Source organism: Ardenticatenales bacterium, from assembly GCA_020634515.1.
GTDB lineage: Bacteria > Chloroflexota > Anaerolineae > Promineifilales > Promineifilaceae > JAGVTM01.
Genome location: JACKBL010000005.1, coordinates 217,949 through 243,577 on the forward strand (window position 1 = coordinate 217,949; position 25,629 = coordinate 243,577).

Annotated in this window: 18 protein-coding genes; 8 read left to right on the forward strand and 10 right to left on the reverse strand. The window is 60.5% G+C overall.

Annotation, left to right across the window (positions count from 1 at the left end; genetic code table 11):
• Positions 1–56: 56 nt before the first annotated feature.
• Both H6650_14990 and H6650_14995 read right to left on the reverse strand, forming a co-directional pair.
• On the reverse strand, positions 57–1,118 hold the full coding sequence (locus tag H6650_14990) for a GNAT family N-acetyltransferase (protein MCB8953310.1): 1,062 nt from the start codon (positions 1,116–1,118) through the stop codon (positions 57–59).
• 19 nt (positions 1,119–1,137) lie between these two features.
• Positions 1,138–2,601: a menaquinone biosynthesis decarboxylase gene (locus H6650_14995; GenBank protein MCB8953311.1), complete on the reverse strand. Its 1,464-nt coding sequence runs from the start codon at positions 2,599–2,601 to the stop codon at positions 1,138–1,140.
• 238 nt (positions 2,602–2,839) lie between these two features.
• Here H6650_14995 and H6650_15000 point away from each other — a divergent pair, with 238 nt between their 5' ends.
• The gene (locus tag H6650_15000) at positions 2,840–3,793 is read left to right on the forward strand and encodes a hypothetical protein (protein ID MCB8953312.1); all 954 of its coding nucleotides are present in this window, start codon (positions 2,840–2,842) and stop codon (positions 3,791–3,793) included.
• A 51-nt stretch (positions 3,794–3,844) separates the two neighbouring features.
• On the opposite strand, the gene H6650_15005 is transcribed toward H6650_15000, so the two are convergent.
• The 7 genes from H6650_15005 to H6650_15035 all read right to left on the reverse strand — a co-directional run bounded on the left by H6650_15005 (position 3,845) and on the right by H6650_15035 (position 13,662).
• Positions 3,845–5,857, reverse strand: a complete 2,013-nt coding sequence (locus H6650_15005) for a hypothetical protein (protein ID MCB8953313.1) — start codon at positions 5,855–5,857, stop codon at positions 3,845–3,847.
• Positions 5,858–6,201: 344 nt separating this feature from the next.
• The gene (locus H6650_15010) at positions 6,202–6,915 is read right to left on the reverse strand and encodes an ABC transporter ATP-binding protein (GenBank protein ID MCB8953314.1); all 714 of its coding nucleotides are present in this window, start codon (positions 6,913–6,915) and stop codon (positions 6,202–6,204) included.
• A gap of 5 nt (positions 6,916–6,920) precedes the next feature.
• Entirely contained in the window at positions 6,921–7,712 is a 792-nt protein-coding gene (locus H6650_15015; GenBank protein MCB8953315.1) for an ABC transporter ATP-binding protein, read from the reverse strand.
• Positions 7,713–7,770: 58 nt separating this feature from the next.
• A complete protein-coding gene (locus H6650_15020) occupies positions 7,771–9,075 on the reverse strand; it encodes a branched-chain amino acid ABC transporter permease (GenBank protein ID MCB8953316.1) in 1,305 nt (434 codons plus the stop codon).
• A 45-nt stretch (positions 9,076–9,120) separates the two neighbouring features.
• On the reverse strand, positions 9,121–10,125 hold the full coding sequence (locus H6650_15025; protein ID MCB8953317.1) for a branched-chain amino acid ABC transporter permease: 1,005 nt from the start codon (positions 10,123–10,125) through the stop codon (positions 9,121–9,123).
• A 248-nt stretch (positions 10,126–10,373) separates the two neighbouring features.
• Positions 10,374–11,753, reverse strand: coding sequence for a branched-chain amino acid ABC transporter substrate-binding protein (locus H6650_15030; GenBank protein ID MCB8953318.1), 1,380 nt, complete (start codon positions 11,751–11,753; stop codon positions 10,374–10,376).
• A 289-nt stretch (positions 11,754–12,042) separates the two neighbouring features.
• Positions 12,043–13,662, reverse strand: a complete 1,620-nt coding sequence (locus tag H6650_15035; protein MCB8953319.1) for a methylcrotonoyl-CoA carboxylase — start codon at positions 13,660–13,662, stop codon at positions 12,043–12,045.
• 309 nt (positions 13,663–13,971) lie between these two features.
• Between H6650_15035 and H6650_15040 the strand changes: the two genes are divergently transcribed.
• Together H6650_15040 and H6650_15045 are read left to right on the forward strand one after the other, a co-directional pair.
• Positions 13,972–14,946: a lamin tail domain-containing protein gene (locus H6650_15040; GenBank protein MCB8953320.1), complete on the forward strand. Its 975-nt coding sequence runs from the start codon at positions 13,972–13,974 to the stop codon at positions 14,944–14,946.
• A 205-nt stretch (positions 14,947–15,151) separates the two neighbouring features.
• Positions 15,152–17,518, forward strand: a complete 2,367-nt coding sequence (locus H6650_15045; GenBank protein ID MCB8953321.1) for a PQQ-like beta-propeller repeat protein — start codon at positions 15,152–15,154, stop codon at positions 17,516–17,518.
• A 74-nt stretch (positions 17,519–17,592) separates the two neighbouring features.
• Here the strand turns inward: H6650_15045 and H6650_15050 are convergent, their stop codons facing one another.
• Positions 17,593–19,488: a hypothetical protein gene (locus H6650_15050; GenBank protein ID MCB8953322.1), complete on the reverse strand. Its 1,896-nt coding sequence runs from the start codon at positions 19,486–19,488 to the stop codon at positions 17,593–17,595.
• 472 nt (positions 19,489–19,960) lie between these two features.
• Between H6650_15050 and H6650_15055 the strand changes: the two genes are divergently transcribed.
• The 5 genes from H6650_15055 to H6650_15075 all read left to right on the forward strand — a co-directional run bounded on the left by H6650_15055 (position 19,961) and on the right by H6650_15075 (position 25,563).
• The gene (locus tag H6650_15055) at positions 19,961–20,344 is read left to right on the forward strand and encodes a hypothetical protein (GenBank protein MCB8953323.1); all 384 of its coding nucleotides are present in this window, start codon (positions 19,961–19,963) and stop codon (positions 20,342–20,344) included.
• A 45-nt stretch (positions 20,345–20,389) separates the two neighbouring features.
• Positions 20,390–20,686, forward strand: a complete 297-nt coding sequence (locus tag H6650_15060) for a hypothetical protein (protein MCB8953324.1) — start codon at positions 20,390–20,392, stop codon at positions 20,684–20,686.
• A gap of 11 nt (positions 20,687–20,697) precedes the next feature.
• On the forward strand, positions 20,698–21,285 hold the full coding sequence (locus H6650_15065) for a hypothetical protein (protein MCB8953325.1): 588 nt from the start codon (positions 20,698–20,700) through the stop codon (positions 21,283–21,285).
• Positions 21,286–21,427: 142 nt separating this feature from the next.
• Positions 21,428–23,392 carry a caspase family protein gene (locus H6650_15070; GenBank protein MCB8953326.1) on the forward strand — a complete coding sequence of 655 codons (1,965 nt, stop codon included), beginning with the start codon at positions 21,428–21,430 and terminating at the stop codon, positions 23,390–23,392.
• A gap of 185 nt (positions 23,393–23,577) precedes the next feature.
• Positions 23,578–25,563 (forward strand): SUMF1/EgtB/PvdO family nonheme iron enzyme, encoded by a 1,986-nt coding sequence (locus H6650_15075; GenBank protein MCB8953327.1) that lies wholly within the window; start codon positions 23,578–23,580, stop codon positions 25,561–25,563.
• Positions 25,564–25,629: the final 66 nt, after the last annotated feature.

Consider the following 25,629-nt stretch of genomic DNA (forward strand, 5'->3'; position numbering starts at 1 on the left):
TGGTTCTCCAGAAATAATGAACAGTGGCCAGCGCCGGCTGGCCGAAAATTACGCGCTCATTCGCGCGGGCGGATGCGGGCCATGAAGTGGGTGTGCGCCCAGCGGCCATCACCAAAAGAAAAGAAGCGTCTGGTTCCTTCGTGGACAAAGCCCTTCTTTTCGTAGAGATGGATGGCCGCGGGATTGTCGGTGAAGACGTCCAGTTCGACCCGTTTTAGATTGAGCCAGTTGTCGGCCAGGTCAAGGATGTGGTCCATGAGACGGGAGCCAATGCGCCGGTTCCAATAATCTTCATGCACCGACAATCCTAGCTCGCCGCAGTGGGACAGGCGGGGATTGGGCGGCTGCCACAAGTGAATTTGCCCTACCAGTTTGTGCCCATCCAGGGCAACGAAGCGGTAAAGACCGGGCTGCCGCATGTTGAGGCGCTCCGCCGCCGCCGGCAGTTCTATGCTGGGGATCCTGGCAGTGCCGCGGCAAATGGCGCGTTGCCGCAAGAGTTCGTACCATCCTTCCAGGTCTTCCTGGCGTGGTGGGCGAATGGTGATGGGCAGCGGCGGCGCTGATGGGGTAGTCGAAGACAGGAGTGGGGGCGTGGTGGGCGGCGGCTGCGCGGCGAAATCCGGGCTGAGGCGGGCCATCACGTACTCATCCGCCCAGCGCCCGCCGCCATAGGTGGCATAGCGGCGGCAGCCCTCAATCTCAAAGCCGAATTTCTGATAGAGGTGAATGGCTGCGTCGTTGTCCGTCATCACTTCCAACTGCACCCGTTTTAAGTTGAGCCAGTTGTCGGCGAGGTCTAGAGCGGCGGCCATCAGGTGGCTGCCTACGCCCTGGTTCCAGTACGCCGGACCGACGTACAGGCCGAGCCGGGCGGCGTGGCGGCGACGCGGACTGCTTTCTACGGTGAGGCTGATGTTCCCGACGGCCTCGCCGTCTATTTCCGCAACGAGGCGGTGTTGTTCCGGCTTGTGGTTCTCGATGTGGGCCAGTGTCTCCGCGTATTCCATGCTGGGCAGTTGCAGCAAGTTGCGGGCGACTTCGGGCAGCGTTATCAGGCGGTACAATGCTTCCGCGTCTTCTTGTCGCAGTGGGCGGACTAAGATTTTGGCCTTCATCTTCCTGCCTTTTGCCTTTTCAAATGCCGTAGCTGTCCCATTTGCGGTCTACCAGGGCCTTGATTTCCGCGCTCATGTCGATTTCCGCCGGCCAGCCGCGTTCGTGGCCGTCTTGGGGGCCTTTTGTGGTGGCGTCGATGCCCATTTTGCCGCCAAAGGAGTCGCGCACGGCGGAATGGTCCAACTGGTCCACGGGACCATCGACGATGACGGTGTCGCGCCGCCAATCGACGTTGCCGAGGACGCGCCAGGCGACTGCGGATAGGTTGTGGACGTCGACGTCGTGGTCTACGATGACGATGGCTTTGGTGAGCATCATCAGGCCCAACCCCCAAAGGCCGTAGATGACTTTGAAGGGGTGGCCGGGGTACCGTTTTTTGATGCTGACGATGATGAGGTTGTGGAAGACGCCTTCTGCCGGCATATTCACGTCCACAATCTCCCCCTGAAAAATTTTCATCAGCGGCAAAAAGAGCCGCTCCGTGGCCTTGCCCATCCAGTAATCTTCCATCGGCGGCTTGCCCACAATCGTCGTCGGATAAATGGGCTGGCGGCGGTGGGTGATGGCCGTGACGTGGAAGGTGGGGAAGGTGTCGGCGGGGGTGTAGAAGCCGGTGTGGTCGCCGAAGGGGCCTTCCGTCCGCTGGTCGTTGGGGTCCACGTAACCTTCGATGACGATTTCCGCGTTTGCCGGCACTTCCAACGGCTGCGATACACAATCCACAAACGGCACCGGCTTGCCTCGCAGCCAGCCCGCCAGCAGATATTCATCAATCCCCGGCGGCAGCGGCGCGCTGGCGCACCACATCTGTGCCGGGTCGCCGCCGAGAACGATGGCGGCGGGAATGGCCGGTTTGTTCAGTTCGCGGGCCAGGTGTTCATGCTCCGCGCCGCTCTTGTGCCGCTGCCAGTGCATGGCCGCCGTCTTTTCGTCGTACACCTGCACGCGGTACATGCCCACGTTGCGCTGGTTCGTGACCGGATCGCGCGTGATCACCTGCATCAAGGTGATGTAGCGCCCGCCGTCGTCGGGCCAGCAGTGGAGGATGGGCAGGCTGTGCAGCGAGGCGTCGTCGGTGTGCACGACTTCCTGGCACGCGCCCTGGCGTACTTTGTGTGGCTTCAGGCCAACGGCACGCAGGGCGCCAAAGAGGTCGGTGGCCCGCCCGATGGTTGCGCCCAATCCCTGCGGCAGTTTCATGTCAATGAGGGTGGCGAGGTTGTGGTTGAGTTGTTCCAGGTTGTCCACGCCGAGGGCGAGGGACATGCGTTTTTCGCTGCCAAAGGCGTTGATCAGCACGGGTATGTCATAGCCGGCGACGTTTTCGAAGAGGAGGGCTTTGTTGCCGGATGCCGGCATTTTACTCACCCGGTCCGTAATCTCCGTAATCTCCAGGTCGCGGTTCACGGGGACCGTAATCCGGCGCAGTTCGCCCGCTTTTTCCAGGGTGTCGATGAAGTGAGAAAGGTCTTTGTAGGCCATGATGTCCGTCGTCTGGTTGCGCCGTATCGTGACGGCGCGTTGTTGATCCATCGCCGCGCGGAATTATAGCATACGTTCCCGGTGAGGATACGCCGCGACAAGGTTTATAACTTTCAATACATTCTGAAAGTTTGTGTGAATGTTATCACAAGGGGAAAATGCCGGCAACCGGATACAGCGCAAAACCACCTACAAACCGGATTTCAATTCACCCTCCCTTTATGCTACACTAGGGGTCATGAGCGAAACAGACAACCCCTTGAAGCTGCTGATCACGGAATATCGAGAAGCATTTGCCGCCTGGTTGCTCGGTCGAGGCGTTAGCTTTGTGCGCCCGCTGAATGTCGAGTTCCCCGCGCAGGGAGCGCGCAGTGACCTATTGTTCGAAGTGGTAGATACCTTGGGAAACCTCATTTATTTGCACATTGAACTCCAGGGGCCACGTTCATCGGAACCGATGCCACTGCGAATGTTGGATTATCTGACACGCATCATTCGTCGAGACATTGGTATTCCTCAAGATGCGCAAGCCCCACGGCTGCAAGGGGTCGTCATCTACGTTGGCGAAGGGGCCGGCCGAGGTGATACGGGGCACTATGAGGTTTTGGGGCTGGACGGGGACATCAGCTTGCGCTGGCAATACCAGACCCTGCGCTTGTGGGAGATGGATGCCGAGAATCTGTTGGCACTGGGCAGTCCCGCTTTGCTTGCGTTGATAGGACAGACGAGAATGCCTCAGCCAGAACGAGTTTTATCGCAAGCTGTGGCAGCTATTCAAGGAATGGATGAGGCGCAGCACAAGGAGTGGCTATTGGCGGCATTGATGAGCTTGTTGCCAAACGAGGAGATATCGAAAATGGTTGAACAGTTCCTGGAACAGAATGACGAATTGTTGAATACACCCTATTTGCGCAAGATGCGGCGCATAGGGTGGGAGAAGGGCTTGCAGGAAGGACGGGAAGCGGGTCGTGAGGAGGGTCGTGAGGAGGGTCGTGAGGAGGCACTGCGCGAGGCGATTTTAGGCGGCATTATTCAGCGGTTCAACCCGCCGGCATCCGAGTATCGCGCCGTTGAGGAGATTTTGGTGCGTATAGAACCTTCCACTGCCTTGCGGCAATTGCTGATGGCACTGTTTGACGCAGCTGATTTCGCGGCGTTTTGGGCGCGCGTGCAGGAGGCTGTTGCAGAATAAAACCTTCCCGGAAGCTCGATTTAGCTTCCGGGAAGGTGGTGGTGAAACTTACTACGGAACTTTGTTCCCCACCCAGTAACCCGCTACCCCGGAGCCATCCTGGCACATGCGCCAGCCGCGCAGTTGCGTGGCGCTGACGAAGCGGCCAAAGGCGTGTACGTCGCAGGCCGTTCCCGGATCCGCCTGGAAGTTAAAGGCGGGTGGCGACTGCTGAAAACTCCACGTCCCCGTATCCCCGTTTTCATCCACATAGACACCGCCCGCGAGCAGCGCGTAGCGTCCCGTGCCACTGGTCCCGTTGTTTAGCGTGTATTGCGTGCTGAAGGTGAGGACCGTCTGCGCCCAGGTGGCTTCATAGGCACCAATGTCGCATGCGGCTCCTTGCGGGCGCGCCACCCCGCGCTGGTCCAGATTGTTGATCGGAGGAACGGCGCAGGCGGCGTTGCTGCCGGCATTGATCGCCCCGCTCCCAGGCAACAACGCATGAGTCTCCGTGGGACCGCCATTGTCCTTCAACTGCCCCAGCAGCGGATTCGTATTTACCTTATCACTGCCCTGCGTAAACTGGCAGGTGTTGTGGTCCTCCAGGTTATTGCCTTGCGACGTGAGCGTGCCCTGGAAGTTGTAGCAGCTTGCATTACCGGGAGAGCTGTTATCGCCAACCAATGTGTTACGAGAATTCACGTTGGCGCTGACGTTAAACTTCAGATTCGCCAGACCGCCACCGCTGCTGCTGGCCGTATTGTTGGCAATGGTCGTGTTAATCAGGGTGAGGGAACTGGCCGCATTCAGTCCCACGGCCATCACGCCGCCGCCAAAGCCGCTGAAATCGGTGGGACCGCCGCTGCCGTTGGCCTCGTTGTGGCTGATGGTCGTGTTGGCGATGGTGGCCGTGCCGTTGACCAGATAAACGCCGCCGCCATCGCCGAGGACGAAGCCGGTGAGGGGGTGCGTGGTGTTATAGCTGACGGTGCTGTTGGTCAGGCTGAGGGTGGCGATGAGATTGGTGGGCAGGTCAATGCCGCTGCTGATGCCGCCGCCGTCCACGGCGCTGTTGTGGCTGATAGTGCTGCGGTCAATCGTCAGGTTGGCCTGGGCGTTGGACGTGCCGCGGAAGAAGCTGTTTTGGATGCCGCCGCCCAATCCTTCGGTGTGGTCGAGGCCGTTGGCGGTGTTGTAGGTGATGGTGCTGGCGGAAATCGTCGCTGTGGCGGTGCGGCCTGTGTTGGCGGTGTTGTCAATGCCGCCGCCGCCGAGGCCGTCAATGGTGTTGTGGCTGACGTCGGCGCTGGTCAACGTCAGGGTGGCGTTGCCTTCGATGGCGTGGTTGGCGATGCCCCCGCCCGCGCCAGGGTCGGCGTCCACGGTGCTGACGTTGTAGGTGACGGCGGTGCCGGTGAGGGTGACGCTGCCGCTGCGGTTGTAGATGCCGCCGCCGGCGTTGGTGGTGGTGTTGCTGCTGACGCTGCCGCCGTTGAGGGCGGTGGTGGCGCTGCTCCAATTGCTGAGGCCGCCGCCGCTGGTGCCGCTGTTGTTGTTGAGGAGGGCGGTGTTGTTGAGGGTGAGAATGCCGGCATTAAACACCCCTCCCCCGCCGACACCCGTTCCATCCGTATTCGCCGACCCATTTTGCAGCGTCAAGTCGTTCAGCGTCAGATTGCCCGCCGTGTTCACGTAGACCAGGCGGAACGGCGGCGTCCCCGGCGCGGCGCTGCGTTCAATCACGCTGTTATGGCCGTTAATGACCATGACACTGGTGATGACGGGCAGCCCCGTGCCGTCATCCGTATTGTTGTGCGGCGTGGCCAGGGTGTAGGTTCCGGGCAGCAGTTCGATCACGTCGCTGCCACTGCCGGCGGCGCAATCGGCGTAAGTGCCGGCATCATTGTTCGCGTTAACGATAGCCTCCATCAGCGAGCAAGCGCCATCCGCGCTGATACCCGGGGAGAGCGTGGTGACGGAAATGGTAGCCGCGGGCGCATCGGCACTGGCCGCCGCGGCCTGGCTGGAAGCCAGTGCAAGAAAGAAGATTGACAAAAGAGGGAACCACAAATGGCGTTTCATAAATCTATCCTTTGGCGTTTTGCAACTGCTAAGCTAGATGGGACCAATTTTCCGAGAGCGTTAGGAGTTACGGCGTTTTTTCCAAACTGTGCGATGTTACCCGGCGGGGGCGCCGGCAACTTGGGAAGAAATGAGCGGGTGCCAGCGAAACCGTGGCAGCCAGGGAGGTTGTCTCTGTGTTAACACGACGGCCGCCATGATGTCATGAAGTATAGCAGTGCCCCGATGGTAGACCAATTGCCGGCGAAACAGCGCACAAAACAAACAGCCGCTTGCTCAGGTCTTGCCCTGGCAGGCGGCTGCAAAAGTGCGCGGCGCGGTGTTGTCGTGGATTATTCGTGCGCCTAGTTCTCGCCCAGGTACACCTTGCGTACCATCTCGTTGGCCCGTAATTTCTCAGCCGTATCTTCGAGGACGATCTGGCCGCTTTGCAGCACGTAGCCGCGGTTGGCGACTTGCAAAGCCATCAGGGCGTTTTGTTCCACGAGCAAAATGGTTGTGCCCGCTTCATGCAGCCGTTCGATGATGTCGAAAATCGATTCCACCAGCACCGGAGCCAGCCCCATCGAGGGTTCGTCCAACAGCAGGATGCTGGGATTCATCATCAGTCCCCGCCCCATCGCCAACATCTGCTGCTCTCCACCGGAGAGCGTGCCGCCGTACTGGTGCAAGCGTTCACGCAGGCGCGGAAAGAGCGAAAACACGAATTCCAGCCGCTGATTGATGAAGGTCTTGTCTGTATGGATGAAAGCGCCTACGGTGAGGTTTTCCTGCACCGTCAACTTGGGGAAGATGCCGCGCCCTTCGGGGACATGACCGATGCCTTTTTCCACGATTTTGTGTGCCGGCTGCCCCACCAAACTCTCGCCGCTTAACGTGATCGCTCCCTGCTTGGGCTTCAACATACCGGAAATAGTGCGCAAAGCCGTGGTTTTGCCCGCGCCATTGGCGCCAATCAGGGTTACGATTTCCCCTTTCTCGACGTGCAGAGAAATCCCTTTGAGGGCGTGAATGTGGCCGTAATACGTGTGAATATCCGTCAATTCCAGCAGTTTCATCAGTTTTACTCACCCTGGCTCTTGACCATTGTGGCCCCGCGCCCCAGGTACGCTTCTACAACGTGTTGATTGCTGCGTACGTGCGCGGGTGTGCCTTCGGCGATCTTCTGCCCGTAGTCCAGCACGGTTACTTTCTCCGAAATGCCCATGACCACGCGCATGTCGTGCTCGATGAGTAGCACGGTGATGCCAAGTTCATCTCGCAGCCGCCGGAAGAGGGTTATGGCGGCTTCCGTTTCGTTTGGGTTCATGCCTGCTGTTGGCTCGTCCAGCAAAATGAGCTTGGGATTGTTGCCCAACGCGCGGGCGATTTCCAGGCGGCGTTGCGCGCCATAGGGAAGATTGCGGGCGATCTGGTCGCCCATGCCGCTGAGTCCCACAAATTCCTGCAACTGCCGCGCGCGCTGCACGGCGGCCTCTTCTTCCGCCAGGAAACCGCGCGTTTTCAGGGCGGCGCCCAGCGCCGATTGCTTCAGGCGGGGATGCATCCCGACGAGGATGTTCTCGCGCACGGTCATTTCGCTAAAGAGGCGGATGTTCTGGAAGGTGCGGGAGATACCCAGGGTGGCGATCTGGTCGGAACGCAAGCCTACGAGTTGGTGATTGTCGAAGAGGACCTGTCCTTCTTCCGGCTTGTAGATGCCCGTGATGACGTTGAACAGGGTGGTCTTGCCGGCCCCATTGGGACCGATCAGGCTGCTGATGGAGCCTTGTTCAATGGTGAAGTCAACGGTGTTGACGGCAGTTAATCCGCCAAATCGTTTTGTCACTTGCCTGGTTTCCAGCAATATGGTCATAAACGGTTCCCTTGCGGCTGCCCGCGTGGGCGGGCGTGACGAACAGGAGGATGGGTGGTCAATCGGTGGCCTGGGTTTCTTCCTGGCTTTCGGCTAGTTCGAGTTGGCGGCGTCGTGCCGGCAAAATCCCACCCGGACGCTTGATCATCATTACCACCAGAATCACGCCAAAAATCAGTCGCTGATACTTGGCCGGGTCCAACTGCGTGGACAACACCTGCGACCAGATGCCTCCCTGCTGCCGCAGTTGGCTGAAAAACAGAGAAAGCTCTTGCAGCACCTGGATATTCAGGATAGTCACCAGCGCCGCGCCCAAAATGACGCCCGGAATGCTGCCGATGCCGCCCAGAATGATCATCACCAGGATGTTGATCGAGGCCAGCAGACTAAAACTCTCCGGGCTGACAAAGGTGCGGTTCGCGGCGAACAGCACGCCCATCGCCCCAGAAAATGAGGCCCCAATCGCAAAGGCCATCAGTTTTGTGCGCACGAGGGGGATGCCCATGGCAATGGCCGCGGTTTCGTCTTCGCGGATGGCCACCCAGGCACGCCCCAGGCGGGAGTTGTCCAGCCGTGTTGCCAGCGTCACAGCGACGCCGACCACCGCCAGGGCCATCAAGTAGAAGAACAGGTTGTATAACTGCGCGTCGCTGACGTTGTGCCCCACGAGCGCCTGTAACAAACTTCGCAGCGGCTCCGTGATGAAATCGGGGGGCAGCGGCGGGCGCTGGATGGGCGTGATGCCTTGCGGACCGTTGGTGAGGTTGATGGGTTTGTCCAGGTTGTTCGCCAGCACGCGGATTACTTCGCCGAACCCCAACGTGACGATGGCCAGGTAGTCGCCGCGCAGCCGCAGCACGGGCGTGCCCAAGAGCACGCCGGTGAGGGCGGTGAGGCCGACGGCGAGGAAGAGGAAGAGCCAGAACAGGTTCGGGTCCAGGGGGAATTGGTTGGAAGCGGGGGCGGTTCCGGGGACGGCGTTCAAAATGAGGAGTTGTTTGGAGCCAAAGATGGCCCAGACATACGCGCCCACGGCGTAGAAGGCGATATAACCGAGGTCAAGCAGGCCGGCAAAGCCGACGACGATGTTCAACCCCAGGGCCAGCGCGGAGAAGACGGCTATCTGGAAGGCGACTTCCAGATAGAAGATGTTGCGGATGCCGACGACGGGCATAATGCCCAACAGGAGCAGGATGGCGATGAGGGCTTTGAAGCGGCCGGTTGTATGCAGGAAGTAGAGGAGGAGAGGTACGGAGAGGAGCAGCAGGAATGCCGGCAATGAGCGGGGGTTCAAATAGACGAGAACGCTGCTGAGCAGCAGCAGGCCGCTGATGATCAAATAGCTGCGCCGTCCCTGGTCCATCCATTTGAAGAGCTGTTGCAGTCGTTGTCCCAGATTCATAATTTGCTACGCCTTCTGGCCCACTGTTTGGCCCAACAAGCCCGAGGGGCGGAAGATAAGGATGATGATGAGAATCGCAAAGGCGAGAATGTCTTTGTACTCCGCACCAAATGCTCCCTGGGTGAAAAACGAGAGATAGGAGGCGGCGAACGATTCCAACATGCCCAGGATGATGCCCCCCAACAGCGCGCCTGTCAGGTTGCCAATGCCACCCAAGACGGCGGCGGTGAAGGCCTTTAGGCCAGGCAGGAAGCCGACGAAGGGGTCCAGACGCAGGAATTTGAAGGCGAAGAGAACGCCTGCCGCGCCGCCCAACGCGCCGCCGATGAGGAAGGTCATGCCGATGACGTAGTTGACGTTGATGCCCATCAGGCTGGCCGTGTTGCGGTCTTGCGCCGTGGCGCGAATGGCCGTGCCCAGTTTGGTGACGTTGACCAGGTAGTTGAGGCCAACGAGCATGAATACGGCCACAATGATCACGATCAGGGATTTGATGGAAATGCCAAACTCAATGAGGTCGCCGCCGGTGGTGGTGAGGTTGCCCAGCACCAGGATGCGGTCAAAGTCACCAAAGGTGGGCCAGATGCGGAAGAATTGCCCGCTGTAGAAGCTCTCCAGCAGGCGCACGACGTCTTGCAGCAAGAAGGAGACGCCGATGGCGGAGATGAGGGGGACCAGCCGGGGCGCGCCGCGTAGCGGGCGGTAGGCGACTCGTTCGATGCCCATGGCCAGCAGGCCGGCGATGAGGCTGCCGAATATGATGGCGACAAAGAGGAGTGCATAGCTGCCTAAGACGGAGTTGATGCCGGCACTAAAGCGACCAACAACCAGGATGACGAGTTCCGTGCCCATGAACGCGCCCACCATGAAGATCTCACTGTGGGCAAAGTTGATGAACTCCAGCACCCCGTAAACCATGGTGTAGCCGAGGGCGATGCTGGCGTAGACGAAACCGAGGGTGACGGCGTCGATGAGGACGGAGGGGAGGATGCTGAGGGTCTGGCCGAGCAGATCTGTTTCCGTGCGGAAAGGCTGCAGAATCCAGGCCAGCAAGATGACGAAAAGGGAGAGGACGACGCCGCTGCTGAGGATAAATGCGCCGAGTTGAAGCAGGGGCAGAATGAGTTGGCGCAAGCTGTTTGAGCGAATGATGCGCTCCATAGGCGTTCACTCCGACGAGATGGGGGTAAGGCCAACGTGGTAGAGAGATTGGCCCAATCTGGTCAGATTGGGCCAATCTTCTATGTTACGTTATACGCTTATGGGCTGGGGGGAGCAATGTCCAGGGTTTGTTCGATGGCGTTGTCGCCCCATTTGGTCGGGTCGGAGGAGAGTACTTTGATGACGAAGTACTTGGCGCTTTCCAGGTCGCCGATGCCGTTGAAGGAGAGGCTGCCGGTGATGCCGGCATAATCCTTCGTCGCGCGCACGGCCAGAGCCACCTGCTCGCGGGTGGGCAATTCGCCACCGTTATCGTTGATGGCTTTCTCAATACCCTGGAGGCAGATACCCATCGAGTCATACGCCTGCGCGGAGAACGGCTGCGGGGGCGCGCCATATTTGGCCGCGAAGTCCTCAATGAACTTGGCCGTACCCGGATAGACATTCGCGGGGCCGGCAACGGTGGAGTACACCATACCGCCGCCCGTGATCAGTGCATCGCCCGCCAATTCGGCCAGCGTGCTGCTGTCCATGCCGTCGGGACCCATGAAGATGCCCTGGAAGCCTTTGTCACGCGCCTGCTTGAAGAAGACGCCGGCTTGATCATAGATGCCGCCGAAGTAGACGAGTTCTGGGTTGGCGGCGAGGATGGGGGTGATGATGGGGTCGAAGTTGGCTTTTTCTTCCGAGCCTTCAAAGCCCAGCACCTGGATGCCATCTTTTTCCGCTTGTTGGCGGAAGAATTCGGCTACGCCCTGGCCGTAGGCGGTTTTGTCGTGGAGAATGTAGACGGAGGTGATGCCCAGGTTCTTGGCGTAGGTGGCGGCCACGACGCCCTGCACGTCATCACGACCGACGATGCGGTCCACTTCCAGGTAGCCGCGGTCGGTGACCACCGGGTTCGTGTTCGCCGGGGAGACGAAGACGAGGCCCGCGTTGTGGTAATCTTCCGACGACGGGATCATGACGCCGGAGTTGAGGTGGCCGACGCCGCAGAGGATTTCCGGATCGGCAACGATGTTCTTGGCATTGGCGACACCGGTGTCCGGATTGGCCTGGTCATCGAAGGCCACCAGCTCCAGGCTGTAGCCCATGTCGCGCAGGGAACCGCCCAGTTGTTCCATGGCCAGTTCCGCGCCATTCTTAATGTCCACGCCTAACACGGATTGACCGCCAGAGAGAGGGCTTTGCGTGGCAATCTTGATGGTGCCTTTGGCGCTGTCGCCGCCGCCGCACCCAACCAGAGCCACGGCTACCAGGATAAGGACAAAAATGGTAAAGGTTTTGATGTGTTTCACTCTTTTTCTCCTAGGTTTTCGGGAAAAGAAAACAAAATAAGCAAACGCCTGTGAAATGCGACGTAACAGCGTCAGCGTTTGCCTGATTTCTGGCGGGGCAAGATTGCCCACCAGTTCGGCCACGAATGAAGAGGGGGGATAGGGTTTGTGCGTGGATAGCTTCCTCCTGTGTGCCGGCATTTCGCCATCTTCATACCCACCTGCTTCTCTGATCAGTTCAACCCGCCCACCTTTCGAATCTATGCGCACTTACCGCAAAATAGACTCGCGGCAGGTCCGTCTAAAAGGTAGCGGAGCAGCGAGACTCTTGAAACGGGATACAGAATAAGTATGCTTTTTTAGGCAAAATGACAGGAAAAAACTTACTGCTGGAAACAGGACGACATCATAAGGTGGGGATTGTAATTTAGGCGTTGGCAGTTGTCAAAAAATGCCTGACCGACCGCCTGATTCGTGGTCTGACGGCTGGCTACATGCGGAATGTGCCGTAGCGATCATCGGGCAGCGGCGCATTGGCCGTGGTGGCAAAGGCCAGCGCCAGGGCCATCCGCGTCTGCGCGGGGTCGAGGATGCCATCGTCCCAGAGGCGAGCCGTGGCGAAATAGGGACTGCTCTCCCGATCATATTGGGTCAGCACGGGCTGCTTAAAAGAGGCTTCGGCGGCGGCAATCGCCTCTGGGGTGGGATTTTCCAACTGGCGCAGGACACTGCGCTGCCCCACCGTCCACAGCGTGCCCGCCGCCGCCTCGCCGCTCATGACGCTGATGCGGCTGTTGGGCCAGCTAAAGAGGAAGCGGGGATCGTAGGCGCGCCCACTCATGCCGTAGTTGCCCGCGCCGTGGCTGACGCCGTGCAGCAGCGTAATGCGCGGCACATTCACATTGCTCACGGCCATCACCATCTTGGCGCCATCCTTGGCGATGCCCCCATTTTCATACTGCTTGCCCACCATGAAGCCGGCGATGTTTTGCAGGAAGAGAAGCGGCGTGCCGCGCTGCCCGCAAAGTTGGATGAAGTGGGTGGCTTTGAGCGCGGATTCGCTGAAGAGGAGGCCATTGTTGGCGACGATGCCCACGGGAATGCCCATGATGTGGGAGAAGCCGCAGACGATGGTGGGGCCGTAGCGGGCTTTGAACTCGCTGAGGCGGGAGCCATCTACGAGGCGGGCGATCACTTCGCGCACGTCGTAGCTGACGCGGCTGTCGGCGGGGATGACGCCGTATAGTTCGGCGGGATCGTAGGCCGGTTCCGCGGGCGTTTCCATGATCCAGGGCGCGCGTTTGCGCCGGTTGAGGTGGGCGACAATGTCGCGCACCCAGGCCAGCGCCTGCTCTTCCGTTTCCGCGAAATGGTCGGCGACGCCGCTGAGGCGGGTGTGTACGTCCGCGCCGCCCAGTTCCTCGGCGGTGACTTCCGCGCCGGTGGCCGCTTTCACCAGCGGCGGGCCGGCGAGGAAGATGGTGCCGTTGCCCTTGACGATGATGGTTTCGTCGGCCATGGCCGGGATGTAGGCCCCGCCGGCGGTGCAGGAGCCGAGGACGGCGGCGATCTGGGTGATGCCTTTGCCGGACATGCGGGCCATGTTGTAGAAGATGCGGCCAAAATGCTCTTTGTCGGGGAAGACGTCGGCTTGTAGATGGAGGAAGGCGCCGCCGGAGTCCACGAGGTAGATGCAGGGGAGGTGGTTTTCTTCGGCGATGGTTTGGGCGCGGACGTGTTTTTTGACGGTTTCGGGGAAGTAGGTTCCGCCTTTGACGGTGGGGTCGTTGGCGATGATCATGCACTCGCTGCCCTGGACGCGACCGATGCCGGTGACAATGCCGGCATTGGGCGCTTCCCCCTCATACATCTCCCACGCCGCCAACGGCGACAACTCCAAAAACGGGCTGCCCTCGTCCAGGATCGCATCAATACGCTCCCGCACCAGCAGTTTTCCCCGCTGGCGGTGGCGTTCAATCACCCGCGGCGCGCGGTCCGTGGCCGCCTGCCGCTGACGTTCCGCCAACTGCGCCGCCAGGGCCTGGTTGAAGGCATGGTTCTCTTTAAATTCGGGACTGTTTGGGTTGATTCGGCTGATAATTTGAGTCATGGGATTCGTGTTAGAAGCGCGTTGGACAGAGACATTCTCGCACCGACATAGCCGCCACCGGCGCACCGCGTGGGCAAAATGGCATTCTTGTGCGAACCAGGCCGCGAAAGCGCAACGCGCCCACGCAGTTACGGAGATGATACAAATTACGGGGATAGCCGTCAACATGGACCACCTGCGCAGATGACGGAGATCACCGGTAAAAGGTGTTGATCAGCACTTTTGCGACGGGCGTGGATAGTGTACCTTATTAAGAGGGGGAGTGGTGGGCTTTGTCTAACATGGTCCAAGAGGATGGGGAGAGACATCATGACGGTCATGAATGAGCATACCCCGGCGTCAGCGGACGCCTCCCTGGCAGTCAGCCAGGCCATTAAGGGCATTGCGTCCATCGTCAGCATCATGACGATGGTGTTTACCCTGCTGGAGATCCTGCTACCGAGCAGCTTTGTGCAGCCCGTAGGGGCGCTCATATGCGGGTTGGCGGTGACGATCTTCCTGGTGTGGTGGTACAAGTGGAATCTGGCGACGTTGCTTACCGCTTCCCTGGCATTTGGCCTGCTGCTGGTGATTTTGCACCTGATTGTGACCCGCCCCGCCGTGGTCACGGGGGGGATCGTGGATAGCCAGCAGCAGCCACAGGCGGGCGTCTCCCTCACATTAACCGATGTCAGCGGCGTCGCCCACAGTGCCATTTCTGACACCGCCGGCCTGTTTACCATCAGCAACGTCCCTGAGGGCGCATTTGTCCTGCAGTCCGATGGGGAGTTGCTGTTTATGGGGCAGGTTTGCTCTGGTTGGCGGCGACTGCTGTCCTCGGGGCAGGATTTGGGGACATTTGCCTATCGCAATGTGGCGCCGGTCACGCCCGTTCCCACGCCGCTGCCCACACAAGAGCCGCCCACGCCGGAGCCGGCCACGCCGCTGCCCACACAAGAGCCGCCGCTGACGCCAGGCGTGTCACCGGTGCAGATTGTAGATATTGATTATGCCCCCGCTGCCTCGCCCCTGGATGAGGCTGTCATTTTGCGTAACGTGACCGATACTCCGCTGGACATGACCGGCTGGCAGTTGGAGGACAAGCAGGGACATGTCTTCCCCTTTCCTTCTTTTACGCTGGACGCGGGGGCGCGTGTGACAATCTGGACGAAAGAGGGGGAGAATTCCCGCGCCGATCTGTTCTGGAACATTCGCACGAGTGTTTGGAATGACGACGTCTCGGACACGGCCACGCTGCGGAACGCCGTGGGAGACGTTGTCACGACCTACACCTACACCCCCTAGGGGCGGAAATTAAATAAGATGACGAGGTCATTTCCTTACCGCTCCTTCAAACTGGCGCTGCAATGCGCGTCTTATTTCAGCGCCAGTCCGTAGCGGGTGCGCTGTGGGGACAAAAGCGGTCGCCAATGACGCGGATTCCGAAGCGACCCGCGCGTGTCCGCGCCCCGTTTTCCCCTGTTCGCTGGTTGCATCATGGGAGGTAGCCATGACCCGTTTCCGGTTTGTTATGCTGTTCCTGTTTTGCCTGGCTGCCTGCGGTGGCGAAATGCCGGCATCTAACCTCACCAACACACCCACCGCGACGACCCGGGCAACGACCACGCCCACGCAACCGCCCGCGACCATACCCATCCCCACCGACACGCCTCGCCCCAGCCGAACGCCCGCGCCCACCATCCCCGCCACGGCCACACCCCGGCCGCGCCCGGCGGCCATCCCGCTGCCGGCATCCCGTTTGGGATTCGGCCAATTGGGGACAACCTTATGGGTGCACAACTTGCCGGACGTGATCAGCCGGGCGCCGGCGGTTGCCGCCGATGGGCACGTCTACGTGGTTGCCGGCCTGTCGCTGTACGCATTGACGCCGGATGGTCGTGAAGAATGGCATACCGCTCTGTCCGCCGGAACCGACCCGGTCAGACGGCGTGCCGGCGCGCCCGTCGTGGCCCCCGATGGGCGCATCCTGGTGATCGCCGGGGATACGTTGCAAACGTTTGCCGCCGACGGCACGCCTGGGTGGCGGTGGTCTGGGGGAGATGCGTTGACGGCGCTGCCGGCATTTTCCCCGGATGGCGGCGTCTACGTGATGACCAATGCCGGCAATCTGTGGGCATTTGACCCGAATGGACGTGTGCGCTGGACCACGCGCCTCTGCGCCGTCAGTGGCACCGGTTCCTGGCCCGGTCCGGCGGTGGGCGCGGACGGCGTTATCTATGCCGCCTGCCGTGACCCCCACGTTTTCGCCATTGACCCCACCGGCGGCGACATTCGCTGGGCTTTTGCGGCAGATGAGGCCAGGGGGACGGGCACGGACATCGTCACGACGCCCTTGATGGGGTCTGATGGAACGATTTACGCGGCCAATGATGCCGGCACACTCTTTGCCCTCCATCCCGACGGGCAACTGCGCTGGTCGCTGCTGCTGGCGCGTGGCATCGTGGCGCAATCTTCCCTGACGCGGGGGCCGGATAACACCGTCTACCTGGCCGTGGCGAACCGCCTCTACCTGGTGACCGCGGAAGGAACGATACGGCGCGTGTTTGACCTGGGCGTGCAGCAATTGAGCGGCCTATATGGGCAAGATTCGCCGGTGGCCGTGGCCGTCGATGGCAGTCTGATTGCCAAATCGACCGACCAGGAGCTGCTGCGCTTTTCCACTGCCGGCGAAGTGTTGTGGCGGGCGCGGTTGACGGAGCAGGCCGGGATCGAGCCGTCCCCGCCGGCGGTCGGGACCAATCATCAACTCTACATTGGGTTGGGGCCACAACTGCGCGCCATCCAGATGGATGATGTGATGATGGAAGGGGAGGCGCTGCTGCTGACGGCGGCGGCGGTGGGGGATGCGGTGCGGTTGCCGATTATGCCGGCATCCACCCTCACTCCCCTCAACGATCAACTCGCCGCCTACCGCGCCTATGAAGGCGCGCGCGCCCTGCAATGGTCTCCCGATGGCGCGCTGCTGGCCGTGGCCGGGACATCTGGCGTGCGTCTTTTTGCCGTTGATGCCGGCAGCCGCCCCATCCTGCTCAACCAGAACGTCGAGACCACGGCGCTGGCTTTTGACGCCACCGCCGCGTACCTGGCCGCCGTCGCTGCCGATGGCGTGGTGCGCATCTGGGATGTAGCCGGCGTGAAAAGGGTGGCCGCGCTCCCGCGGGAGTCGCCGCTGGGGGAGGCCGCCGGCCTGACGTTTCTTGAGGGGGACGACCCGGCGCTTTACCTGGCATTGTTTGCGCCCGCCGCCGATGGTCCCATGGGGTATCTGTATCTCTACGACGTGACGGACATGGCCCAGCCGGCGGTATCCGCGGCTTATTCCTTCACGGCGGACAGCTTTACGCGCTCCTTTGCCGCCGCCGCCGATGGCCGGCGCGTGGCCCTGGGGGATTTTTTGGCGGATGTACAGGTGTGTACGCTGCCGTATGGACCGTGGTTCGAGACGGTCTTTGCGCCATTTGGCCCACCGAGCGCGCTGGCTTTGAGCGCTGCCGGCCATTACCTGGCGGCGGGGACGTTGGCCGGGCGCGTGCAGGTCGTCCACGTCGATTCTGGCTTCATGGTGGCGGATATTCGCCCGCCGGCGGACGTCACCTACGTCAACGTGCAGGCCGTCCTGTTTCGGCGGAACCTGGATGAAATCATCTTCGGCGAGTCGTTTCGGGATGAGGCGGACGAGGCGGATCAGGGGCGGGTTGCCTGGTGGTCGCTGCCGCGCAACGTCCTGCTGGGCGCGCGTTACGCGGATACGGCCATCACCCACCTGGCGCTGCATCCGGCGGGATGGTTCCTGGCCGTTGCCACGGAAAAGGGGTTGGTGGTTACTGATCTGGCCGAATGGGACGATAATGAATAACGAAAAAGGGGAACGAGCGCCGGCCCATCCGCGTTCGTTCCCCTTCTGGCCTGGTCGGCGTTTACGCAAATGGATCAGTCGATGCCGGCAACGTTGCTTTTGATGGATAGGCTGCCGCCCGCGCCGCGATAGACGATCACCTGGAGGTTGGCGGGTGGGTTGGGGAGGGTGATGAGGACGCTGCCGTTGGCGTTGGCGGTGGCTGTGCCCAGGTATTGCAGGGGGGGGAGGAGGTCGAGGCAGAGGTTGCCGAATGCCGGCAAACACGGTCCACTCCCCACGCCCCCCATCCCCGCGAATACAAACAGGGTCTCGCCGGGACGGGCGTTGATCACCTGCGCCTGGCCCGGATTGCCGGTGGCGGTGGCGATCAGGGGAAGGGGCGGTTGCCACAGGTTGTTGTCGATCAGGTATTTGCGCTCTTGTGCCGGCAAAACCCCCACCGGTGTCCCCAAATCCGCGCCAATGTTCGGCCAGGGACGGTTCCCCCAGAAATCGGGTGGCGCGTCGAGGTAGTGAGATGCCGGCAGTACCAACGGATCGGGCGCGCCACTCCATTCCAATACCCCATCCACCAGGTTGCCGTCCGTCAGGTCCGTGACCACGCCCCCCATGTACACCGGATAGCCGAAAATGATGATGTCTGGGCCGGAGCGGATGTCGATGCGCGGCGTGACGTTGCCTACCACGTTGGGACGGTCGCTGTGGTCGCGCACGCTCAGGCCGCGATTGACCGTGATGGCGTTGCGGAAGGCGGTCGTGTAGGGTCCGCTGGGTCCCCACCAGTCGGAAATGACCAGGTTTTCGGCGATGTTGCCCTCGAAGAGGTTCGCATAGTTATAATGACCGTGCAGGGAGATGTCCGCCTTGCCGCCAATGTTGTTGTAGGCGTAGTTGTAGCTGAAGACGTTGCCGTTGGCCCCTTCTTTGACCATCATGGCGTGGCGCAGGGTGTGGAAGATGTTGTTGGTGATCAGGGAGTCGGAGGTGGAGTCGGCCAGGGCCACGCCGTAACCGTGCCCGCCGCCGCCGTAGTCGTGGGCGTGGTGGAAGTAGTTGTCGCGGATGGTGAGGAAGCGGCTGTAGAAGGTCCAGATGTGGGCGCGGAAGGTGTTGTAGGATTCGACGTATTGCACCCAGCAGTTTTGGGCGTAGTTCATGGAGATGGTGAAGGCGTCGGCGGTGTCAATGCGTTCGAGGTAGAGGGATTGAATGCCGGCATTCTCAATCGGATGCACCACCTGCACGCGCGGGTTCAAAGCCGTCTGGTAATCCAGCCGCAGCGGCACGTCCAGCGTGATCGTGTTGCTCACCACATCCGCCACCCCAATCATCTGGCTCATTGAATACTGGCTGTAATCCGTAATCCAGTAATCGACCGTATACATCGCCGCCACGTCGTCATCCTGGTACAGCCACAGCAGCGTCCCCGGCGTGATCCCACTGGCGTCCGCCAGTTCCAGCGTCGTACTGCCAAAACTGTAGCCGGAGACCACGGGAATATCTACGTTGACCTTGCTCCCCGTCATCTCCACGCCCCCCCGCTGCCCGCTGTTCGGGATGTTAATCAACAGCCGCGTCTGCGTTGGCCCCGCCCCTTGCAGCACAATGCCGCTCTTCAACTGTACAATCGTGCCAATCAGATAATCCCCCGGCGGAACCCAGACGAACCCCGGTGCTGTTGCCGCCTGAATCGCCGCGTTAAATGCCGGCCCATCATCCGTCACCCCATCCCCCACCGCGCCAAAATCCATCACATTCAGGCGGTAATACGTGGCCGGAATGCCCCCACGCACCCCCGGATCCCACGGAACCAGCCGCTCCGGCGGGATGACGCCGTCCAGCGGCGTGGGCGCAGCCGTCGCCAGGCGCGCCACCATCAGCGCCGCGCCCAACAACACGCACAACGCCAGCGCCAGCCAACGCTGCTTGACAAAAACCAGACCGAAGTTAAGTCGAGATGCTTGCATGGGGGACACTCCTTTGAGCAAAGAATACAAGATTGGTTCATTCTTGACTCTACTGAAAAAAGGCCAAAAACCGGGTTTTTACACATGATTTCGGCCGGACACTCGAAAAACCCGGTTTTTTCAGTGATAGCCGGTCACTTACCCGGCATCTGCTGTGGGATTGCGCAAAAATCAACGAGCACGGGGAGCCGCCAGCCTGCGCCGACGCCTGAGAACCCTCGCATTATACGGAGATTCCAGCAAAATTGCATGAAAATTCGAGGAAATGGGCAGCTCATCAACCAAATCTAGCAAATGGCGACCATGCCCTCCGCCCGCCGTCCCCCCTACCCCATCGGGTTTCGCCCCCTATCGCAAATTGCCGCGCCATTTCTTCCCCATTCGCTCCGCTGATAGAGTGGCGTTATACTTGTCCGCACCAGAACCGTCAATTCGTCCAATTTTATAGGCATGCGGCAGCAAGGGAGGAAACGTGAAGATAGATTTACGCATTACCGTCAACGCGGGGCCGAATACCGATACCCAGGACACAGCCAAAATCGTGCGCGAACTGGAAAAAGAGTTGCGCCACGTGGAGAGCGTGCTGTCCATTGACCCCGTTTACGTGCGGAACGAGGAAGCCGGGCAAAAAGGCGTCTCCGTGGACTTTGGCGCGCTGCTGGTGGCCCTCGCCGAAGGCACCGGCCTCGCCGCGTTCATCACCGTTCTCGGCCAATGGCTGGGGCGCGACCGCCGCCGCTCCCTCAAGCTGCAAATAGGCGACAGCAGCCTGGAATTGACCGGTCTCTCCTCAGGAGAGCAGCAGGAACTCGTGCGCTGGTTCCAGACGCAAACAGGAATGCGCTTCGACGCATAACGTAAGGCGTTTGTGTGCCTGATAGACTTGGTGATGGAGCTTAAGATGCCGCCTGAAACCACCCACCTCGCCGCGAATCGTCGTCTCCCCTCCTGGCGAGAGATGAATCGGGATACTTCTCCCGAAGTTGAAGCCTTGTTGCTGAAGCTGTGGCGCGAAACACCCGTGTGGCGCAAATTAGAAATGATGGAGTCGTTGAATCGCGCTGCTCGTCAGTTGGCCTTAATCGGACTACGTCGGCGTTTCCCTCATGCTTCCCCGGCGGAACTGCGGTGGCGGTTGGCAGTCATGTCGCTGGGGGAAGAATTGACCGTCCGCGTTCTTGGGCCTTGCCCTGGCTGAAGGAGAATGACTTGGTTGATTCCGAAGCTATCCAGGTGACGCTATTAGTAACCGGGGTGTTAGATGCGTTGGGTATCCCTTACGTCATCGGTGGCTCCATGGCCAGCATCATCCATGGCATGTTGCGTACTACGATGGATGTAGACATCGTAGCCGACATGCGGTCAGAACACGTGACTCCCTTTGTAAGGGGGCTGCAAGATGCATTCTATGTAGATGAACAATCAGTACGGCAGGCAATTCAACGTCGCCAGAGTTTTAACCTGATTCACCTGGATACCCTGTTCAAAGTAGACATCTTTATTCCCCGGGAACGCCCTTTTGACCAGCAGCAGCTTCGGCGACGCATGGCGGAGCAGGTTGGCGCAAACCGTGGCGAACAAATCTGGGTTTTGAGTGCTGAAGATGTTGTCCTGGCTAAATTAGAGTGGTTTCGCATGGGTGGCGAGGTTTCGGAACGGCAGTGGCGTGATATTCTCGGCGTTTTGAGGACGCAGCAGTCGGCATTGGATAAGGATTATTTGCGGCAGTGGGCGCAAGTATTGAGCGTAGCAGACCTGATGGAGCAAGCTCTGCAAGCTTCGGCTGGCATAGAATAACGAAAGATGACCGCCAGTTTCTCTATGGGTTCGTTCGAGAATTACTTTGGATTCTCCCACAAGTAAGAACCCTTCCAGCGCATCCGTCATTTCCAAATCTATTAACGGATGCGCCCTATGCGCTCGTTGGTTGAGGTGAGATATGGCCCGACGGTTGGCTTTACTCATAGGTAACAGCCAGTTTGACGACGAGAAGCATTTCCCGGCGCTGCGCACGCCGGTCAATGACGTTGCTGATATGGCGGCCATGCTGGCCCAACATGGCGACTTTGAAATCGTCGAGGCGCTGATTGACGCGGCGGAGCCGGTCATTCGGCGCACCATTGGCGAATTCTACGGGCAGTTGGAGCGGGGGGACCTGGCGTTGTTCTATTATTCGGGTCACGGCTACAAGGGCATGGACGGCTCGTTGTACCTGGCGGCCAAAGATACGGATGCCGGTCAACTGCGGGCCACGGGGGTGCGCGAATCCTTTATTCAAGAAACGATGGGCGACAGTCGTTCCCGCCATCACGTCGTCATTCTTGATTGCTGCTTTAGCGGCGCGTTTGCCCTGGGCAAAAAGGGGGGCGCGGGGGAGCCGCTGCTCCTGGAGAAGCTGCGCGGCGAAGCGATGGCGATCCTGGCCTCGTCAGGGACGATTCAGTACTCTTTTGAGGAAGCGGGGCGCAACTCCTTGTTTACGGGCGCGCTGCTGGCGGGCGTGGAAACCGGCGCTGCCGATGAAGACCAGAACGGCGTGGTGACGGTGGATGAGTTATTTGCTTATGCCGACAGGAGCGTGCGCGAGCAGCGGCGGGAGCAGACGCCCATGCTGGCGCAGCAGAAACGAGAAATTGCGCAAATTGTCCTCGCCCGCAATCCCGCGGGCACCGTTTCTCCCCTGCCTCTGACCGAGACGCCCGCCTCCCCTTCTCCTGAACCACGGGGGAAAGGCGTCTTGTCCACGGTGCCTGCCTGGGTGTGGGGAATTGCCGGCATACTCGCCGTCCTCATGCTGGCTTTCTTCGTGAAGTGGGCGCTGGAATCATCCCCAGGAAGTCAGGCCACCCCCACCCTTCCCGCTGTGGCGCAGGTGACGGAAATGCCGGCACAAACGGAACAAACTCCCCCCAGCGCCGGCACAGGTACGATAGCCGGGTTTCTCCCCCAGCCTGTTTCTAGCCAAGAGCCACTGGATTTGCCCGTCATCCGGCGTGAGTTGGCGGTGCAAGGCAAGGAACTGGGCCTGATCAAATTCGGGTTTCATGTGCTCCCGGGAGGAAATCGCAGTGGTTTGGAGGAATGGATGACGGCGCTGGATGATGCCGGCATTCCCTTCTTCCTCAAGAGCGTTGATGATGTTGGCTCCCTGGCGACGGCCCAATCCCTGGCGCAGACCAGCGGCATTACCCATACGCTCGTCTTCCGCGCCAGCACGCAAGACGACGTGCCCAACTACGACCTCAGCCCTGCCGAAGCCGCGCAGCAGCATTGGCAGGCGCACACCGCTGCTTTTCCCCTCTCACTTGATCCCCGCCTCGTCTGGCTGGAAACCATCAACGAACCAGACCCCAATCGCGCCGCGTGGTTGGGGGAATTTGCGTTGCAGACGGCCCAACTGGCCCTGGCGGACGGCTACCGTTGGGCGGCGTTTGGCTGGTCATCTGGCACGCCCGATGCGGCCGATTGGGAGTCCGACGCCATGCTCCAGTTCCTGGAATTGGCGGGCCGGTATCCTGATCAGTTAGCCATTGCCGTGCATGAGTATTCTTTCGGCAATGACGACCCGCGGCAGGTCTATTCGGCGCTGCTGGGTCGTTTTCAGGCTTTGTTTCAAGTCTGTGATGAGCACGGGCTGCCGCGCCCCACTGTTTTGATTACGGAGTGGGGGTGGGCGCTTCAGCAGACGCCCCCCTTGTCACAGGCAATGGAAGATATCGCCCTGGCTTCCTCGCTCTACGCGGCATACCCGGAAGTGCGCGGGGCGGCCATCTGGACGCTCGGCTCTTTTATGGGTTTGGGAGACGACCAGACGCAGCCGTTGATTGCTCCCCTGACCGATTACGCGCTGCATAACTATTTTGCGCGTACCAGCGGATTCGATCCCTTGCTATTTGTTCCATGATGCCCGATGTAGGGCGGGTTGCTAACCCGCCGGTCACATAGAACAAAAGGTGTTCATGCGCGGGGCGCACCACATCGCATGAAGATGTAGGGCGGGTTGCTAACCCGCCAGTCGAGTTAGCAACTCGACCTACACGCAATCTTCAGGACAGTGTAGATATAGGTGATGTAAATAAGGTTGCGATAATGGCTGATAAGGCGCGACGATTAGCTTTGTTGATAGGCAATAACCAATTTGAGGACGAGAAACACTTCCCGCCGCTGCGCACGCCGGCCAACGACGTCGCCGACATGGCGGCCATGTTGGCGCGGCATGGGGAGTTCGAAATCCTGGGTACGCTGGTGGACGCGGACGAGCCGACCATCCGCCGCGCCATCGCCGACCTCTACGGCCAGGCGGAGCGGGGGGACCTGACGCTGCTCTATTATTCCGGGCACGGGCAGAAAGGAACGGATGGGTCGTTGTACCTGGCCGCCAGAGACACGGACTTCCGCCGCCTGCGAGCCACGGGCGTGCGCGAATCCTTTATCCAGGAAACGATGGCCGATAGTCGTTCTCGCCATCATGTGGTCGTCCTCGACTGCTGCTTTAGCGGCGCGTTTGCCCAGGGCGCGAAGCGCGGCGCCGCCGAGCCGCTGCTGCTGGAGAAGCTGCGCGGCGAAGCCACGGCGATTCTGGCCTCGTCCGGCACGATTCAGTACTCCTTTGAAGAGAAGGGGCGCAACTCCCTCTTTACCAGCGCCCTGCTGCAGGGGATGGAGACCGGACGGGCGGACGAAAACGAGGACGGCCTGATCACGGTGGACGAACTGTTTGCCTACGCCGACCGCCAGGTGCGCGACCAGCGCCGCGACCAGACCCCCATGTTGGCGCAGCAGAAGCGGGAGATTGAGCGCCTTGTCCTCGTCCGTAACCCGTTGGGCAAAGCCAGAGCGGCGACCCTGCCCGTGACCATGACCCCGCCGCCGCCCGCTCCTGCGGCTACGCAAACCAAAGGCGTCGCCCCCGCCGTGGCGCCGCCGCCGTCCGCCCTACCCGGCTGGTTGTGGGGCATGGGCGGCGTGTTGGTGACGCTGGCACTGGTCTTTTTCCTGCTATGGGTATCGGAACGAAACCGCGTCGGCTTGCCGGAGACGCCCGCGGCAACGTCGCCTTCGGTAGCGCAGGTAACGGAACCCCTGGCGACTTCGCCCACGGCAAAAGCGACCAACACGCCTCGCCCCGAACCTTCAGGAACGCCTTCTGCGACGGCAACCGATACGCGCACACCGACGCATACCCCATCGCCGACGCCTGAACCCCGACCAACGGCCACGTCCACGCCAGGGATTGGCAGCCCGCAGGTTTCCCCAGTAGATGGCATGAGGCAATGGTTCATTCCTGCAGGGAACTTCTTGATGGGGTCAACGGATGCGGACGCTAATGCTGCCAGTGATGAGAAGCCGCAGCATGAAGTGTACCTGGATGCCTTCTGGATGGACGAGACGGAAGTGACGAATGACCAGTTTGCTCAATTTACAGCCGCCGCGAGCTACGAGACGACAGCCGAGCAAGAAGGTGGAGGCTACATTTACACATCCAGCGGTTGGGAGTACACCGAAGGGGCCGACTGGCAACATCCACAAGGACCGGGCAGCAGCCTGGATGGGTTGGGCGATCATCCGGTGGTGCTGGTTTCCTGGCAGGACGCCGCCGCCTACTGCGAATGGGCGGGGCGGGCGCTGCCCACGGAAGCACAGTGGGAAAAAGCCGCGCGCGGCGAGGATGGGCGCATTTATCCCTGGGGAGACACGTTTGATGGGACTCGTCTGAACTATTGCGACAGCAACTGTGAATTTGACTGGAAGGATACGAGCGTGGATGATGGTTATGCGCGCACAGCGCCAGTGGGCAGCTATGACGCTGGGGCCAGTCCGTACCAGGCGCTGGATATGGCGGGCAATGTGTGGGAATGGGTTGCGGACTGGTATGATAGCGGCTATTATCAAAACGCGCCCGCCCGCAACCCGCCGGGCCCCGCGTCAGGTTCATACAAGGTGCTTCGGGGCGGCGCGTGGAATTATACTAGCATCAATAAAACTGCACGCACGGCCTCCCGTAGCGAGCTTGCCCCCACTGTGCTCGACGACAGTCTCGGCTTTCGGTGCACCCAAGAGTACCTTCTCCCGTAGATATATTGGCTTTTTGGTTCTGTTCTTGGGGGTTTGGGGGATATCCCCTCCAGCTGCCGCAGCGGT